The sequence below is a fragment of the Jatrophihabitans sp. genome (assembly GCF_051960575.1).
Lineage (GTDB): Bacteria > Actinomycetota > Actinomycetes > Mycobacteriales > Jatrophihabitantaceae > JBQCEE01.
Map to the genome: position 1 here is coordinate 1 of NZ_JBQCEE010000256.1, position 16,066 is coordinate 16,066.

Genomic DNA, 16,066 nt, shown 5'->3' on the forward strand with positions numbered 1-16,066 from the left:
GGGGGCCTGGGGGGGTGGGCGTGGGCGTCCGCTTCGTGCACGAACTCCTCGGCCAGGTCGAGGGCGCGGGTGCCGCGCACCTGCGGGGCGACCACTACCCCCCCCGGGCGAGGGTGCGCGTCCGCGACGGCCGCCGCGACCGTGCTGGGGTCGGCCGCGCTCACATCTCCCGATCGGGGAAGACGACCAGCGGACGGATCTCGAGACCGCCGGTGGCGCTGTGCACCGGGATCTGCCGGGCGGCACGGATGGCGTCGTCCAGGTCGGTGGCCTCGATGAGGTAGTAGCCGCCGACGACCTCCTTGCTCTCGATGAACGGGCCGTCGGTGACCGCGAACTCGCCCGCGCCGTCGTTGCGGAGGGTGGTCGCGGTGGTGACCGACTGCAGCGCCGCGCCGCCGGCGATGCGCTCGCCCTCGTTCGCGGCGAACTTGCTGTGACCCTCCATCAGCGGCTCGTGCACCGCCTCGTCGGTCAGCCACGCCTCGTCGTCGTAGATCAGCACGAGGTACTGGGACATGGGGAACTCCTGTCGATCCGCGGCCTGCCGCTCAGGCCGTCCGACATCCCGACGAACGGGTGCTGCCGGGATCGACAGCGTCGCAAGAAATCTCGCGGAAGGGCAGGGGCGGGTCCGGATGCCGGGGTGGCGCGCCGTATAGCGTGCTCGCTCGTGGAGTGGAACCTGCGCTCGTGCTCGCGGCACGGTCACGTGACCTATGCACCGGACGAGCCGGAGTTCCGCGCCAAGCTCGAGGCGTCGACCCCGCTCGGCACCGCGTGGCGCTGCCTGCGCTGCGGCAGCTACGTGCTCGGCGAGCCGCACGGGCACGGGCCCGCCGGGGAGGCGCCGGTGCTGCTGCGCGGCAAGGCGCTGCGCGCGGCGTTCATCCTGCGCGCGCTCGCGATCGAGCGGTGGGTGCGCGGGCTGATCGTCGTCCTGCTCGGCATCGCGGTGTTCAAGCTCAAGAGCACGCAGGTGAGCCTCAAGGAGCTCTTCGACCGCGACCTGACCTCGCTGCGGCCGTTCTTCCGGCAGATCCACTTCAACGTCTCCGACTCGTCGACCGTGCGCGGGATCATGAAGGCGCTCAACGCGAAGCCGTCGACGCTGACGCTCATCGCGTGCGGGCTCGTCGGCTACGGGTTGCTGCAGGTGCTCGAGGGCATCGGCCTGTGGTCGCTCAAGCGGTGGGGCGAGTACGTGGCGGTGGTCGGCACGACGCTGTTCATCCCGCTCGAGGTCTACGAGGTCGTCGACGGTGCGACGTGGCTGAAGGTCGTCGCGCTCGTCGTCAACGTCGCCGCGGTCGTCTACCTGGTCTGGTCGAAGCGGCTGTTCGGCCTGCGTGGCGGCCATGCCGCCTACGAGGCGACGCTGCACGAGGTGTCGTTGCTCGAGGTCGAGCAGGCGGTCGCCGCCTGATGCCGAACGTGCTCCCGCGCCGCACGGTCGTGCCGGCGCCGCTCGCCGCCGTCGCCGTCGCCGTCGCCGCCGTCGCGGCCGTCGCCCTCGTCGGCTGCAGCGGCGGGCTCGCGGTGCGGTCGTCCGGGGCCTCGTCGTCCGGGGCCTCGTCGTCGGGAGCTTCGTCGTCCGGGGCGGCGCCGGTGTCGGTGCCGCCGGTGCCCGCACCGCCTTCGGCCGGCACGACGTCTGTGACGCCCGCGGTGCCCGGCTGCCCGGCGGGCGCGGTGACCGCGTCCGGGGCGCCGTTCTGCTACGAGCGGCCCGCGGGCTTCCACGACGACTCCGCGCGGCCCGACTACGCCTACGGCTGGCAGTGGCGCACGCTCGTCTCGGCGGGCGAGCACGACCTCGTCGAGGTGCTCGGGCAGGCGGTCAAGACCCGCCTCTCGGCCCTCGACGACGCCGGTGCCAAACAGTTCGTCGCGCAGCTCGCGCTGCAGCCGGACGCCCTGCACGTGCTCACCGCCTCGCCGCTGACCCAGACCACGGTCGCCGGCGTGCGGGCGTTCGAGCAGGACGCGACCTACCGCGCCGACGCGCCCGGCTCGGCGACGGGCGGCTCGACGGCGCCGTCGTCCGCCGCGCCGGCGCCCGCGTCGTCGGGCCCGCCGTCGTCGGACCCGTCCGACCGGAGCATGATCATCGCGGTGCACGACGTCACCGTGCTCGCGTCCGGTGTGGTCGTGCAGATCAGCTGCCAGTCGACGCCGGCGAGGGCGTCGGTGGTGGCTGCGGCGTGCACGCAGGTGCAGGGCTCGCTGCGTCTCGGCTGACCCGCGCCGCGCCGGGTGTGAGACGCTCGGGCGCGACCGATCGAAAGGACGTGGGTGGTCGACAACGACCTGCTCCCCTTGCTCGAACACCGACTCAAGGGGCTCTACTCGCCGCTGCTCGCGGACGTGGACGCCACGATGCTGTTCACGGCCGGCGGGCTGGCGAACTGGACGGTCGAGTTCGAGTCCGGACGAGCCTCCGTGCGCCGCGGCGCGCCACCGCGTCCGACCACCACCGTGCGCGGGCGTCCCGACGTGCTCGCGGCGATCGTGAGCGGCCGGATGAGCGGCGTGCAGGCCTTCCTCGACGGCCGTGTCGTCGTGCGCGGCTGGCTGGCGCTCGCGCTGCAGCTCGACGGCCTGTTCCCGAGCGAGCTGCCCGACGACCCGACCCGCACCTACACCCGGTCGGTGCGCGCCGGCGGCATCGAGACCTTCTACCTCGAGGCCGGGCCGGTCGACGCGCCGCCGGTGGTGCTGGTGCACGGCCTCGGCGCCACGAACGCGTCGATGCTGCCGCTCATCCCGGCGCTGTCGCAGCACCACCGGGTGATCGCGCCCGACCTGCCGGGGCACGGCGGCACCCAGGCCACCTCGGCGGCCCACGCGGCGCGCTTCCTCGGCGACTGGCTCATCGCCTTCGTCCGCGAGACCTGCGACCGCCCGGCCGTGCTCATCGGCAACAGCCTCGGCGGCCGCACCGCGCTCGAGGCCGGGCTGAACTCCCCCGACGACGTCGCCGGGCTGGTGCTGCTCTGCCCCGCGGTCGCGTTCCGCAAGCTGCGGCAGTTCGTGCCGTTCGTGCGCGTCGTGCCGGACGAGGTCGCGTCCATCCCGATCCGGTTCCCGCGCACGATGGCGCTGCGCGGGCTGCGGCAGATGTTCGCCGACCAGTCGCGGCTGCCGGCCGCCTGGTACGAGGCCGCGGTCGACGAGTTCGTCCGCATCATCAACAACCGCGCCAACCGGCTCGCCGTCTTCTCGGCGCTGCGCCACATCTACCTGGACGAGCCGTTCGGCCAGGGTGGCTTCTGGGACCGGCTGCCCGGCCTGCGTCCGCCCGCGTTGTTCCTCTGGGGCGACCGCGACGTGCTCGTGCCGCCCGGGTTCAGCCGCTTCGTCGAGCAGGCGCTGCCCTCGGCCCGCTCGATCGTGCTGCGCGACTGCGGCCACGTGCCCCAGTTCGAGCACCCCGAGCTCACCGCCCGGCTCGTGAACGAGTTCCTGGACGCGCTCCCCGTCCCCGCCGAGTGATGACTCAGAGCGCGGCGACGAGTTCCTCGGCGGCGGCGTAGGGGTCGGTGCTGCCGTCGACGACGCGGGCGGCGGCGGCGTCCAGCGCGGCCGAGCCGTGCACCTGGCCGAAGCGCAGCTTCACCTGGCCGAGCGCGATCGCCTCGATCTCGCTCGCCGCGCGGGCCCGGCGGCGGCGCGACAGCTCACCGTGCTCGTCCATCCAGGCGCGGTGCTTCGCGATCGCCTCGACGACCTGGTCGATGCCCTCACCGCGGGCGGCGACGGTCTTCACGATCGGCGGCCGCCACGCGCCGGCCTCGCTGTGCCGGCCGCCGAGCGACTGCATGTAGCGCAGGTCGCGGGCCACCTGGTCGGCGCCGTCACGGTCGGCCTTGTTCACCACGAAGATGTCGGCGATCTCGAGGATGCCGGCCTTCGCGGCCTGGATGCCGTCGCCCATGCCCGGCGCGAGCAGCACCATCGTCGTGTCGGCGAGCGACGCGATCTCGACCTCGGCCTGGCCCACCCCGACGGTCTCGATGAGCACGACGTCGCAGCCGGCCGCGTCCAAGACCCTCAACGCCTGTGGAACCGCGGCCGACAGTCCGCCGAGCTGGCCGCGCGACGCCATCGACCGGATGAACACGCCGTCGTCGGTGGCGTGGTCCTGCATGCGGACGCGGTCGCCGAGCAGCGCGCCGCCCGAGAACGGTGACGACGGGTCGACCGCGAGCACACCCACCCGCTTGCCGGCCGCGCGCAACGCGCCGACCAGCGCGGACGTCGAGGTCGACTTGCCCACGCCCGGCGAGCCGGTCAGCCCGACGACCTGCGCGTGCCCGCCGAACGGCGCCAGCGCCGACGCGATCTCGCGCAGCACCGGCGAGTCGTTCTCGACGAGCGAGATCAGCCGGGCGACGGCGCGCGGGTCGGCCTTCCGCGCGCGCTCGACCAGCTCCGGGACGTCAGTACCCCGTCGCACGCTGCTCCTCCGCTCCAGCACGGTGACGCGTCCGCCCCCACGGTGACGGAACGCCCCGGCCGGTGACGGAAACGCAAGATCGGAGACGGCGGAAATGCCGTCTCCGATCTTGGCGATCCGTCACCCGATCAAGGGGATCGTCAGTCAGGACGCCGCGGGGACGTGGATGATCAGCGCGTCGCCCTGGCCGCCACCGCCGCAGAGCGCGGCCGCGCCGGTGCCGCCGCCGCGGCGCTTGAGCTCGAGGGCGAGCGAGAGCACGAGACGGGCGCCCGACATGCCGATCGGGTGGCCCAGCGCGATGGCGCCGCCGTTGACGTTGGTGATCTCGTCGGTGATGCCGAGGTCCTTCATCGACTGCAGGCCGACCGCGGCGAACGCCTCGTTCAGCTCGACCAGGTCGAGGTCGGCGACGGTGAGGTTCTCCTTGCGCAGCGCGTCCTTGATCGCGTTGGCGGGCTGGCTCTGCAGCGAGTTGTCCGGGCCCGCGACGTTGCCGTGCGCACCGATCTCGGCGATCCAGGTCAGGCCCAGCTCCTCGGCCTTCTGCTTGCTCATGACCACGACGGCGCAGGCGCCGTCGGAGATCTGCGAGGCCGAACCCGCGGTGATGGTGCCGTCCTTCTTGAACGCCGGACGCAGCTTGGCCAGCGACTCAACCGTGGTGTCGGCCCGCACGCCCTCGTCCTCGCGGAACTCGATCGGGTCGCCCTTGCGCTGCGGGATCAGCACCGGGGTGATCTCCTCGTCGAAGCTGCCGTTCTTCTGCGCGACGGCGGCGCGCTGGTGCGACTGCGCGGCGAACGCGTCCTGCTCCTCGCGGCCCAAGCCGAGCTTGACGTTGAAGTTGTCGGTCGACTCGCCCATCGGCACGTGGTCGAAGATGTCGGTGAGGCCGTCGAAGGCCATCGCGTCGACCATCTCGATCGCGCCGTACTTGTAGCCCTCGCGCGACTTCGGCAGCAGGTGCGGGGCGTTGGTCATCGACTCCTGGCCGCCGGCCACGATGATGTCGAACTCGCCGGCGCGGATGAGCTGGTCGGCCAGCGCGATCGCGTCCAGGCCCGAGAGGCAGACCTTGTTGATCGTGAGCGCCGGCACCGACAGCGGGATGCCCGCCTTGTGGGCGGCCTGGCGGGCGGGGATCTGTCCGGCGCCGGCCTGCAGCACCTGACCCATGATCACGTACTGCACCTGGTCGGGGGTCACGCCGGCGCGCTCGAGCGCCGCCTTGATGGCGACGCCGCCGAGGTCCGCGCCGGAGAAGTCCTTGAGCGAGCCGAGCAGGCGGCCCATCGGGGTGCGCGCGCCGTGGACGATGACCGAACCAGCCATGTGTCACTTCCTCAGGGGGTGTGGGGTGCCACCGCGCCGAACTGGCGGGGCCCAGCAGTTACGTCACTGTAACCGGGGCGTCGTCATCGCGGGACCGCCGAAATCGTGTGACCCCTCGCACGCTGATTTCTCCGTGAACGTTCTCGGCTGCCACGATGACGGTCATGTCCGACACCATCACCGCGCTGTTCACCAAGATCGACCACGTCGGCATCGCCGTCCCGGATCTCGACGCCGCGATCGCGTTCTACCGCGACACCTTCGGCGTCGTGAGCGTGCACGAGGAGACCAACGAGGAGCAGGGCGTGCGCGAGGCGATGCTCGCCGTCGGCGACGGCGCCACCCGGATCCAGCTGCTCGCGCCGCTGTCGGAGACCTCGACGATCGCGAAGTTCATCGACCGCAACGGCCCTGGCGTGCAGCAGGTCGCCTACACCGTCGAGGACATCGACGCGGTCTCGGCGACGCTGCGCGACCGTGGCCTGCGCCTGCTCTACGACGTCCCGAAGCGCGGGACGTCGGACTCGCGCGTCAACTTCATCCACCCGAAGGACGCCGGTGGCGTCCTCGTCGAGCTGGTGCAGCCGGCAGCGACGGCGCACTGACGCTGTCGCGCATGCTCGCCGTCAGGCCGATCACGTCCTGACGACGGCGGGGTTACCGTCGAGTAACATCCGCTCCCAAGCTGTTCCTGCCCGACCCTCAGACTGCTCGATCTCCAGAAGGGCCCAGACGTGGACGACATCCGCAACGCCATCCTCGCCGGTGACTACGGCAAGCTCGCCGACCTGCCCGTGCCGGACAGCTACCAGGGCATGGTCGTGCGCAAGGACGAGGTCGACATGTTCGCCGGCATGGCGACCCGCGACAAGGACCCGCGCAAGAGCCTCCACCTGCAGGACGTGCCGACCCCCGAGCTCGGCCCGGGCGAGGCGATCGTCGCCGTCATGGCGTCCGCGATCAACTACAACACCGTCTGGACGTCGATCTTCGAGCCGGTCTCGACCTTCGGCTTCCTCGAGCGGTACGGCCGCTACAGCGACCTGTCGAAGAAGCACGACCAGCCGTTCCACGTCGTCGGCTCCGACCTCGCGGGCGTCGTGCTGCGCGTCGGCCCGGGTGTCAGCAAGTGGAAGGCCGGCGACGAGGTCGTCGCGCACTGCCTCACCGTCGAGCTCGAGGACGCCGCGGGCCACGACGACACGATGATGGACCCGCAGCAGCGCATCTGGGGCTTCGAGACGAACTACGGCGGCCTCGCCGAGCTCGCGCTGGTCAAGGCCAACCAGCTCATGCCGAAGCCGGGTCACCTCACCTGGGAGGAGGCGGCGTCCCCCGGCCTGGTCAACTGCACCGCCTACCGCCAGCTCGTCAGCCACCACGGCGCGAACATGAAGCAGGGCGACACGGTGCTGATCTGGGGCGCGTCCGGCGGCCTCGGCGGCTACGCCACCCAGTACGCGCTCAACGGTGGCGCGATCCCGATCTGTGTCGTCAGCTCGCCCGAGAAGGCCGAGATCTGCCGCCGGATGGGCGCCGAGCTGATCATCGACCGCTCGGCCGAGGGCTACAAGTTCTGGAAGGACGAGTCGACGCAGGACCCGCGCGAGTGGAAGCGGTTCGGCGCCAAGATCCGCGAGCTCACCGGCGGTGAGGATGTCGACATCGTCTTCGAGCACCCCGGACGCGAGACGTTCGGCGCGTCGGTCTACGTCACCAAGAAGGGTGGCGTCATCACCACCTGCGCGTCGACGTCGGGCTACATGCACGAGTACGACAACCGCTACCTCTGGATGAACCTCAAGCGGATCATCAGCTCGCACTTCGCGAACTACAAGGAGAGCTGGGAGGCCAACCGCCTCATCGCGAAGGGCATGATCCACCCGACGCTGTCGAAGGTGTACCCGCTCGCCGAGACCGGCCAGGCCACGCTGGACGTGCACAAGAATCTGCACCAGGGCAAGGTCGGCGTGCTCTGCCTCGCGCCCGAGGAGGGTCTCGGTGTCGCCGACACCGACGCCGCCCGTGACCTGCGCGCGAAGCACCTCGACGCGATCAACCGCTTCCGCGACGTCTGATCGAGCTCGTCCGACAGCCCTCGGGGCGGCCTGACACGGCCGGCCCGGGGGCTTTCGGCTATCGAGCCCGCGGTGACGGGCGTGGCACGATCGAGCGATGGCCGACAATCCGACCGACGTCCTGCAGTTCTTCCACGACGCGGATCGCAGCTTCGACGTCGTCCTGCGCGGCTACGACCGCGGCCAGGTCGACGAGGAGATCGCCCGCCTGGACGAGGAGGTGCGGGCCGCGACGACCGAGCGGGACAACGCGCTGACCCGCAGCGCGGGGCTCGCCGCCCAGCTCGCGTCCGCCCAGGCCCAGCTCGAGTCCGCGCGGCGGCAGCTGCGCTCGGCGACCGAGCAGGTCACGTCCGCCAACGTCGACGACCGCGTGCAGTCGATGCTGCAGGCCGCCGCCGCCGACGCCGCCCGCATCCGCGCCGAGGCCGAGGCCCTCGCCGACGCCGCCCGCAACCAGGCGGCCGACCAGGCGGCGAGCATCCGCTCGCAAGCCTCGCTCGAGGCCGAGGCGATCCTGGCCGACGCGTCGCAGCGCCTGAACGACGCCGAGGACGCGTTCCGCAGCCGCATCGCCGAGGCCGAGCAGCACCGGCGCACGGTCGAGTTGCAGCTGGCCGAGGAGATGGCCGCGACGCGCGAGGCCGAGACCAGGCTGTCGGCCGAGGCCGCCGCCGAGCGCGAGCGGCTCGATTCGGTGGCCGCCGCCGCGCGCGAGGCGGCCGACCGCGAGTCGCGGATCACCCGTGAGGCCGCCGAGGCGCACTCGCTGGCCGCGCGGCAGCAGGCCGACGAGGACTTCGAGATCACCCTGCGCCGCAGGCGCACCGAGACCTACGACCGCATCGCCGCCGACCGCGCCGAGGCGGAGGCGACGGTCGCGCGCATGCTCGCCGACGCGCGGGCCCAGGCCGAGCAGATGATCGCGGACGCGCTGCACGAGGTGCGCCGCCTGCACGGCGAGCGCAACGCCGCGCACGAGTCGCTGCGCGCCCTGCGCGAGCGGCTCGGCGAGGCCCTGGCGGTCTCGCTCGCCGAGACGCCGGCCGAACCCGCCCTGCCCCTCTCGACCGATGCCGTCGTCGCCGTCGTCGACCGCGACGTCCGCGAGATGCCGCACGACGCCGAGGTGGCCGAGGTGGCCGACGCCGCCGACGCGCCCGCCGCGGCCGACGCTCCGGCTCCCGCCGCCGGCATCGCCGAGGCCGAGACGGTGACGCTCCCGATCGCCGGCCGCAGCGACGAGGACGCGCCGCCCGCGGACTGACTCGCCCGCCGAGGTGGATCTTGTGCATGGCGCGCGGGATCGCACGCGCGTCCTGCACAACGTCTCCTCGCCGACGCCCGCCGAGGTGGATCTTGTGCACGGCGCGCGGGATCGCACGCGCGTCCTGCACAAGATCGAAGTGTGGACGGCCCTCAGTACCGCGGGGCGTTGCGGGTGCGCTGGACGCCGGGGGCGCGGCGTTCCCGGGCGGCCCAGCACGGGGTGTGCCAGTGCCGGCGGTCGGAGGCGTCGAGGTCGTCCGCGGGCCAGGCGACGACGTGCGGGACGCCCGCGGCGACGACCTGGTCGCAGCCGGGGCAGCGGTACTCGCGTCCGGCCGACGCACCGGTCACCGCGCGCACCGAGTACTCGACCCCGCGGAACGACTCACGCCGCTCCCCCGACGACGACGAACCGCCGCCACCCCGAGCGATGTCGGGACGACGGCGGTTCTGACGTGGCATCGGGACGGCCCGCGCCGGCGACTACTTGTAGTCGCGGAAGCCCTTGCCGGTCTTCCGGCCGAGCCGACCCGCGGTGACCATGTGCTCGAGCAGCGGCGCCGGCGCGAAGCCCGGCTCGCGGAACTCGGCGAACAGCACCTGCTCGATCGCCAGCGAGACGTCGTTGCCGACGACGTCGAGCAGGTCGAACGGTCCCATCGGGTAGCCGCAGCCGACCTTCATCGCCGTGTCGATGTCGTCGCGCGACGCGTAGTGCGCCTCGAGCATCTTCACCGCGTCGTTGAGGTACGGGAACAGCAGCGCGTTGACGATGAAACCGCCGCGGTCGCCGCAGCGCACGGCGTGCTTGCCGATCTTCTTCGTCACGTCGAGCACGGTCGCCTCGACGTCGGCCGCGGTCGAGACCGTCGTGACGACCTCGACGAGCTTCATGACGGCGGCCGGGTTGAAGAAGTGCATGCCGATGACCTCGGCCGGCCGCGACGTGGCGGCGGCGATCGCCACCACCGGCAGCGACGACGTGGTCGTGGCCAGCACGGCGCCGGGCTTGCAGATCTCGTCCAGGGCGGCGAAGGTCTGCTTCTTGATCTCGAGGTCCTCGGCGATCGCCTCGACGACGAGGTCGACGTCCGACAGCCCCTCGAGCGAGGTGACGCCCTCGACCCGGCCGAGCACCTCGTCACGCGCGGCCTCGGTGAGCTTGCCGCGCGAGATCGCCTTGTCGAGCGACTTGGTCAGCGCGGCCTGCACGCCGGCGACCTTCTGCTCGCCGCGGGCGACGAAGGTGACGTCGTAGCCGGCCTTCGCGAAGACCTCGATGATGCCGGTTGCCATGGTGCCCGAGCCGATGACGCCGACCTTCGACACCGGACGCGCACCCTCGACCGCGGCACCCGGCGCGGGCGTGAGGTGGTCGGCGACGACGGTCGGCGAGTCCTTCGCGTCGTAGGTGTAGAAGCCGCGACCGGTCTTGCGGCCGAGCAGGCCCGCGGTGATGAGCGGCCGGAACAGCGGACGCGGCGCGTGCAGCCGGTCCTTGGTCTGCTCGTACATCGTCTCGAGGATCTCGTAGGCGGTGTCGAGCCCGATCAGGTCGAGCAGCGCCAGCGGGCCCATCGGCAGACCGCAGCCGAGGCGCATGGCGGCGTCGATGTCCTCGCGCGAGGCGTACTTCGACTCGAACAGCGCGACGGCGTGGTTGAGGTACGGGAACAGCAGCGCGTTGGCGATGAAGCCCGCGCGGTCGCCGATGGTGACGTCGGTCTTGCCGATCTGCCGCACGAACGCCTCGACGTCGTCGACGACGTCCTGCTCGGTGACCACCGTGCGCACGATCTCGACGAGCTTCATGACCGGCGCGGGGTTGAAGAAGTGGACGCCGACGACCTTGCCCGGACGCCCGGTGGCGACGGCGATCTCGGTGACCGACAGCGACGAGGTGTTGGTGGCGAGGATCGTCTCGGCCGGGCAGATCTTGTCCAGCTCGCTGAACAGCGCGCGCTTGAGGTCGAGGTGCTCGGGCACGGCCTCGATGACGAATTCGGCCGCCGACAGCGCGTTGAGGTCGGTGCTGTAGGTGATGCGCCCCAGCAGGGCCTGCTGCTCGTCCTCGCTGAGCTTGCCGCGCGCGACCGCGCGGGCGGCCGAGCCCTCGACGTGCCGGCGGCCGCGCGAGACCCCCGCGTCGTCCTTGTCGATGGCGATCACGGTGAGCCCGTTGCGGGCGAACACCTCGACGATGCCCGAACCCATCGTGCCGAGGCCGACGACACCGACCTGGTGGATCTCGCGAGTCATGGATCAAGCCCTCCTGCAGTGCTCCAGCCCGACGCCACAGCGTGCGCGCAGCGTACTGAGCGACGGTCAGTGTGTCGGCCTCGTTGCGTGCCGATGAGACCGAAGTTACTTGCGAGTACGGCCGTACAGCGCCCGGACGAGACGGGTGACCGTGGTCGACGCGTTGGCCGGCCGGTCGAACGTCGCCAGCTTGAGCGGCGTCGGGAACCGCGTCGAGGTGACCGACCGCGGCCAGGCGAACTCACGCAGGCCGTCGGCCCCATGGATGCGTCCGAAGCCGGAGTCACGCACCCCGCCGAACGGCAGCTGCGGCACCATCGCGAACGAGAGCACCGAGTTGATCGCCACGCAGCCGCACGAGAGCTGGTCGGCGATCTCGCGCCCGCGCTTGGCACTCCACACCGAGGCGCCGAGGCCGTAGCGGCTGTCGTTGGCGAGCTCGATCGCCTCGCGCTCGTCGCGCACCTTCTTGACCGTGATCGTCGGGCCGAACGTCTCCTCCTGCACCGCGGCCGAGTCCTCCGGCACGTCGGTGAGGATCACCGGCTGCACGAACGGCGCCTGCACCGACTCGACGCCGCCGACGACCGCGGTGCCGCCGCGGGCGATGGCGTCCTCGATGTGGCGTCGGATGATGTCGAGCTGTCCCGGCATGGTGATCGGGCCGTAGGACGCGCCGTCGTCGCCACCCGCCCGCAGTGCGCGCGCCTTCTCGGCGACCTTCGCGACGAACTCGTCGTACACCGACGCGACCGCGTAGATGCGCTCGACGCCCGCGCAGGTCTGGCCCGCGTTCGACAGCCCGCCGAAGACGGCAGCGTCGGCCGCGGCGTCGAGGTCGGCGTCGGCCGCGACGATGAGGGCGTCCTTGCCGCCGCACTCGATGACGACGGGCGTGAGCCGGTCGGCGCAGGCGGCCATGATCTTCTTGCCGGTGGCCGTCGAGCCGGTGAAGGCGACCTTGTCGACGCCGGCGGTGCACAGCGCCGCACCGGTCTCGCCGAAGCCGGTGACGAGCTGGAAGACGGGCTGGTCGACGATCTCGGCGAACGAGTCGACGAGCCACTTGCCGATCGCCGGCGTGTACTCGCTCGGCTTGAACACGACCGCGTTGCCCGCGGCGAGCGCGTACGAGATGGTGCCGAGCGGCGTGTAGACGGGGTAGTTCCACGGGCCGATCGCGCCGACGACGCCGTACGGCAGATACTCGACCGAGGCCCACTGGTTGGCCGCGAACACGCCCGACCCGACCCGGTGCCGGCCGAGCACCTTCTTCGCCGCACCCGAGGCCCAGTCGAGGTGCTCGATGGCGAGCGACAGCTCGAGCAGCGCGTCGACCTTCGGCTTGCCGTTCTCGCGGTGGATGAGGTCGGCGAACTCGTCGATGCGCCGGGCCATCAGCGACCGCCACGCGCGCAGGTACTTCTTGCGTCCCTCGAAGCCCTGCTCACGCCACCAGATCGCCGCCGGACGCGCCCGCTCGACCGCCGCGCGCACGCTGTCGGCGTCGTCGATCGGGAAGCTCGCCACGACCTCGCCGGTGGCGGGGTTCAAGGAGTCGAACGTCGTGGTGGGGCGGGCGTCGAGCGCGGTCACGGCAGCCTCCGGACGGTGTCGCAGGTGATGCGCGCACGCTACCCCGAGACCCTGACAGGTTCGCTGTCAGGAACCCGTCCGGACGCATGGAGCGACCGTCACCGACGGAACCGCGCCACCGCCTCACGCAGCGCCGGGCTGCGGGTCGAGGCCGCCTGCGCCCACGCCTCGAAGTCCAGCGTCTCGGCGAACCCGCCGACCTCGGCGATGCCGACGGCCCGCTTCATGTCCCGCGCGAGGTCGGGGTCGAGCTGCGCCCACCGCCGCGCCCGGGCGAGCGCCTCGTCGACCGGGTCGTCGACGACGTCGAGCACCAGCCCGAGCGCCTCGGCCTCGCGGGCGGTCAGGGCCGCGCCGTCGAGGATCAACGACAGCGCGCGTTGCCGGCCGAGCGCCTGGGTGAGGAAGAACGTGCAGCCGCCGCCGGGGTGGATGCCGAGCTTGGCGAAGGTGACGCCGAAGGTCGCGTTCGGCCCGGCGAGCCGCACGTCGCACGCCATCGCCAGGTTGACGCCCGCACCCACCGCCGCGCCCTGCACCGCCGCGATCGTCGGGATCGGCAGCTCGCGCACGCGCAGGAAGCTCGAGTAGACGTCCTGCAGCCCGCGCCGGATGTCGGCGACGTCGCGGTCGAGCTCGCCGAAGACCGCCGGCAGGTCGGCGCCGGCGCAGAAGCCCTTGCCGACGCCCGTCACCACCAGCACGCGGGCGTCGCGGTCGTGCGCCACCTCGTCGACGGCGCCGCCGAGTGCCTCCATGAGTGCGGGCGAGAGCGCGTTGCGCCGGTCGGGGTCGTTGAGCATGACGACGCGGACGCCGTCGTCATGGCGGTCGAGCAGCACGAGCGACATGGACGCGACCCTAGCCAGCGGCGAACCACACGGCGGCGCCCACCGCCCCGAGCGCGAGACCGAGCCGCAGGCTGTCGACGAGCAGCAGGCGGCGGTGCACGGCCGCGTCGAAGCCGGACGAGAGCGCCCGGTGCTGCGGCACCGCGCCGAACGCCGTGAGCAGCAGGATCACCGCCAGGCACGCGCCCGCGGCCGCCGACGGCCACCGCGGCCCGTGCACGAACGCCGCGATGCAGGCGGCGCCGTCGAGCACGAACAGCGGGCCGACCGCGATGGACACCAGCCCCTGGTGCCGCGCCTCGTAGCGGACGAACGCCTCCCGCGGCACTGTCGCGAACTGCGGGTAGACGACCAGGCGGATCGTCCACTGGAAGCCGGCGTACGCCGCCGTCGCGGCGACGAGCAGTGCCCCGAGCATGTGTCGAACCCTCGCGTCCGGTGCGGTCGTGTCAGAACAGCCGCAGCGACGGGTCGTCGAGCCCGCGCAGCGCGTCGTAGTCGAGCACCACGCAGCTGATGCCGCGGTCCTCGGCGAGCGTGCGGGCCTGCGGCTTGATCTCCTGCGCGGCGAAGACACCGCGCACCGGTGCGATGAGCGGGTCGCGGTTCAGCAGTTCGAGGTAGCGGGTGAGCTGCTCGACGCCGTCGATCTCGCCGCGGCGCTTGATCTCGACCGCCACCGTCGCGCCGGACGCGTCGCGGCACAGGATGTCGACCGGCCCGATCGGCGTCGGGTACTCGCGGCGCACGAGGCGGTAGCCCTCGCCGAGCGTCGCGATGTGCTCGGCGAGCAGCTTCTGCAGGTGCGCCTCGACGCCGTCCTTCACCAGGCCGGGGTCGACGCCGAGGTCGTGCTTCGAGTCGTGCTCGACGGCCTCGAGGGTGATGACGAGCTGCTCCCCCGCCTTGTTGGTCACCGTCCAGACAGCGGCCGCGTCGTCCTCACCCGGCCCCTCGACCAGCGTGCACGGCGGGCTCATCCAGTTCAGCGGCTTGTACGAGCCGCCGTCGCTGTGCACCAGCACCGAGCCGTCGGCCTTCACCACGAGCAACCGCGTGGCCATGGGCAGGTGGGCGGTGAGGCGGCCGAGGTAGTCGACCCGGCACCGGGCGATGACGAGACGCACGGGACGCGAGGCTACCCCGCACCTGAGCGCGGCGTGACAGCCCGTGACCGCGACGCCCGTCCCGGGTAGGCAGATGGGTGACGACACAACGATTCGACGAGAGGGACAGATCGTGACCGGCCCCGTGCCAGACATCCTGCTCAACAACGGCGTGCGGATCCCGCAGTTCGGCTTCGGCGTCTTCCAGATCAAGCCCGAGGACACCGTCGAGGCGACGCTGCGCGCCTTCGAGGCGGGCTATCGCCACATCGACACCGCCGAGATGTACGGCAACGAGGCCGAGGTCGGCGAGGCGGTGCAGCGGTCGGGCCTCCCGCGCGACGAGGTCTTCATCACCTCGAAGCTCAACAACGGCTTCCACGAGCCCGACGCCGCCCGCAAGGCCTTCGACGAGACGCTGAGCAAGCTCGGTGTCGAGCAGATCGACCTCTTCCTCATCCACTGGCCGCTGCCGACCCGTTACGGCGGCGACTTCGTGTCGACGTGGAAGACGCTGGAGGAGTTCTACCGCGACGGGCGTGCGCGCTCGATCGGTGTGAGCAACTTCCAGAGCCACCACCTCGACCGGCTGGCGCAGGAGACCGAGGTCGTGCCGGCGGTGAACCAGATCGAGGTGCACCCCTACCTCGCCCAGGGCGAGCTGCGCCGGTACTGCGCCGAGCACCAGATCGCGGTCGAGGCGTGGTCGCCGATCGCGCAGGGCAAGGTGCTCGACGACCCGACGATCACCGCGATCGCCGAGAAGTACGGCAAGAGCGCGGCCCAGATCGTCCTGCGCTGGCACATCGAGCGCGGCGACATCGTGTTCCCGAAGTCGGTCACGCCCGAGCGCATCCGCGAGAACATCGCGATCTTCGACTTCGAGCTCGACGGCGACGACGTCGAGGCGATCACCGCCCTCGACCGCCACGAGCGCACCGGCCCCGACCCGGACACGTTCGACTACATCCCGGGCTGACCCCCGGGCCGGCCGCAGCCGCGGCCGACGGGGGCCCGGGGGAAACCGGGGGCCCCCACCCGAAGCCCCCCCAGGACCCCCCCCCCCACCCCGGCCCCAACACCGGCAGGCGCAGCGGGTGAACCCGGTAGGCC

The 16,066-nt window shown here is 72.0% G+C and carries 16 protein-coding genes; 7 read left to right on the forward strand and 9 right to left on the reverse strand.

What is annotated here, in order from left to right:
• Window positions 1-160 precede the first annotated feature (160 nt).
• Window positions 161-520, reverse strand: coding sequence for a YciI family protein (locus ACTHMS_RS14480; protein ID WP_440307379.1), 360 nt, complete (start codon window positions 518-520; stop codon window positions 161-163).
• A gap of 153 nt (window positions 521-673) precedes the next feature.
• Between ACTHMS_RS14480 and ACTHMS_RS14485 the strand changes: the two genes are divergently transcribed.
• From ACTHMS_RS14485 to ACTHMS_RS14495, 3 genes are read left to right on the forward strand one after another with little or no spacing between them, the layout of a single operon-like run.
• Window positions 674-1,426 (forward strand): DUF2127 domain-containing protein, encoded by a 753-nt coding sequence (locus ACTHMS_RS14485; RefSeq protein WP_440307380.1) that lies wholly within the window; start codon window positions 674-676, stop codon window positions 1,424-1,426.
• The gene (locus tag ACTHMS_RS14490; protein ID WP_440307381.1) at window positions 1,426-2,241 is read left to right on the forward strand and encodes a hypothetical protein; all 816 of its coding nucleotides are present in this window, start codon (window positions 1,426-1,428) and stop codon (window positions 2,239-2,241) included. Before ACTHMS_RS14485 ends, ACTHMS_RS14490 begins: the two co-directional genes overlap by 1 nt.
• Before the next feature lie 54 nt (window positions 2,242-2,295).
• Window positions 2,296-3,495, forward strand: coding sequence for an alpha/beta fold hydrolase (locus tag ACTHMS_RS14495; RefSeq protein ID WP_440307382.1), 1,200 nt, complete (start codon window positions 2,296-2,298; stop codon window positions 3,493-3,495).
• Between the two features lie 4 nt (window positions 3,496-3,499).
• Here ACTHMS_RS14495 and meaB read toward each other — a convergent pair whose 3' ends face one another.
• Together meaB and ACTHMS_RS14505 are read right to left on the reverse strand one after the other, a co-directional pair.
• Window positions 3,500-4,459, reverse strand: coding sequence for a methylmalonyl Co-A mutase-associated GTPase MeaB (gene meaB, locus ACTHMS_RS14500; protein WP_440307383.1), 960 nt, complete (start codon window positions 4,457-4,459; stop codon window positions 3,500-3,502).
• 144 nt (window positions 4,460-4,603) lie between these two features.
• Complete coding sequence (locus ACTHMS_RS14505; RefSeq protein ID WP_440307384.1) at window positions 4,604-5,794, reverse strand: acetyl-CoA C-acetyltransferase; 1,191 nt, start codon at window positions 5,792-5,794, stop codon at window positions 4,604-4,606.
• A gap of 164 nt (window positions 5,795-5,958) precedes the next feature.
• Between ACTHMS_RS14505 and mce the strand changes: the two genes are divergently transcribed.
• From mce to ACTHMS_RS14520, 3 genes are all read left to right on the forward strand, one after another.
• Window positions 5,959-6,399 (forward strand): methylmalonyl-CoA epimerase, encoded by a 441-nt coding sequence (gene mce, locus ACTHMS_RS14510; protein ID WP_440307385.1) that lies wholly within the window; start codon window positions 5,959-5,961, stop codon window positions 6,397-6,399.
• A gap of 129 nt (window positions 6,400-6,528) precedes the next feature.
• The gene (gene ccrA / locus ACTHMS_RS14515) at window positions 6,529-7,872 is read left to right on the forward strand and encodes a crotonyl-CoA carboxylase/reductase (RefSeq protein WP_440307386.1); all 1,344 of its coding nucleotides are present in this window, start codon (window positions 6,529-6,531) and stop codon (window positions 7,870-7,872) included.
• 97 nt (window positions 7,873-7,969) lie between these two features.
• Complete coding sequence (locus ACTHMS_RS14520) at window positions 7,970-9,139, forward strand: hypothetical protein (RefSeq protein ID WP_440307387.1); 1,170 nt, start codon at window positions 7,970-7,972, stop codon at window positions 9,137-9,139.
• A 152-nt stretch (window positions 9,140-9,291) separates the two neighbouring features.
• On the opposite strand, the gene ACTHMS_RS14525 is transcribed toward ACTHMS_RS14520, so the two are convergent.
• The 6 genes from ACTHMS_RS14525 to nucS form a co-directional block, all read right to left on the reverse strand.
• Entirely contained in the window at window positions 9,292-9,603 is a 312-nt protein-coding gene (locus ACTHMS_RS14525) for an ATP/GTP-binding protein (protein ID WP_440307388.1), read from the reverse strand.
• A gap of 21 nt (window positions 9,604-9,624) precedes the next feature.
• A complete protein-coding gene (locus tag ACTHMS_RS14530) occupies window positions 9,625-11,400 on the reverse strand; it encodes a 3-hydroxyacyl-CoA dehydrogenase family protein (RefSeq protein WP_440307389.1) in 1,776 nt (591 codons plus the stop codon).
• A gap of 105 nt (window positions 11,401-11,505) precedes the next feature.
• Window positions 11,506-12,996, reverse strand: coding sequence for an aldehyde dehydrogenase family protein (locus tag ACTHMS_RS14535; RefSeq protein ID WP_440307390.1), 1,491 nt, complete (start codon window positions 12,994-12,996; stop codon window positions 11,506-11,508).
• A 98-nt stretch (window positions 12,997-13,094) separates the two neighbouring features.
• On the reverse strand, window positions 13,095-13,847 hold the full coding sequence (locus ACTHMS_RS14540; RefSeq protein WP_440307391.1) for an enoyl-CoA hydratase: 753 nt from the start codon (window positions 13,845-13,847) through the stop codon (window positions 13,095-13,097).
• A 10-nt stretch (window positions 13,848-13,857) separates the two neighbouring features.
• A complete protein-coding gene (locus ACTHMS_RS14545; RefSeq protein WP_440307392.1) occupies window positions 13,858-14,265 on the reverse strand; it encodes a DUF1772 domain-containing protein in 408 nt (135 codons plus the stop codon).
• Window positions 14,266-14,296: 31 nt separating this feature from the next.
• Entirely contained in the window at window positions 14,297-14,974 is a 678-nt protein-coding gene (gene nucS, locus ACTHMS_RS14550) for an endonuclease NucS (protein WP_440307393.1), read from the reverse strand.
• Between the two features lie 73 nt (window positions 14,975-15,047).
• Here nucS and ACTHMS_RS14555 point away from each other — a divergent pair, with 73 nt between their 5' ends.
• Window positions 15,048-15,932, forward strand: coding sequence for an aldo/keto reductase (locus ACTHMS_RS14555; protein ID WP_440307394.1), 885 nt, complete (start codon window positions 15,048-15,050; stop codon window positions 15,930-15,932).
• Window positions 15,933-16,066: the final 134 nt, after the last annotated feature.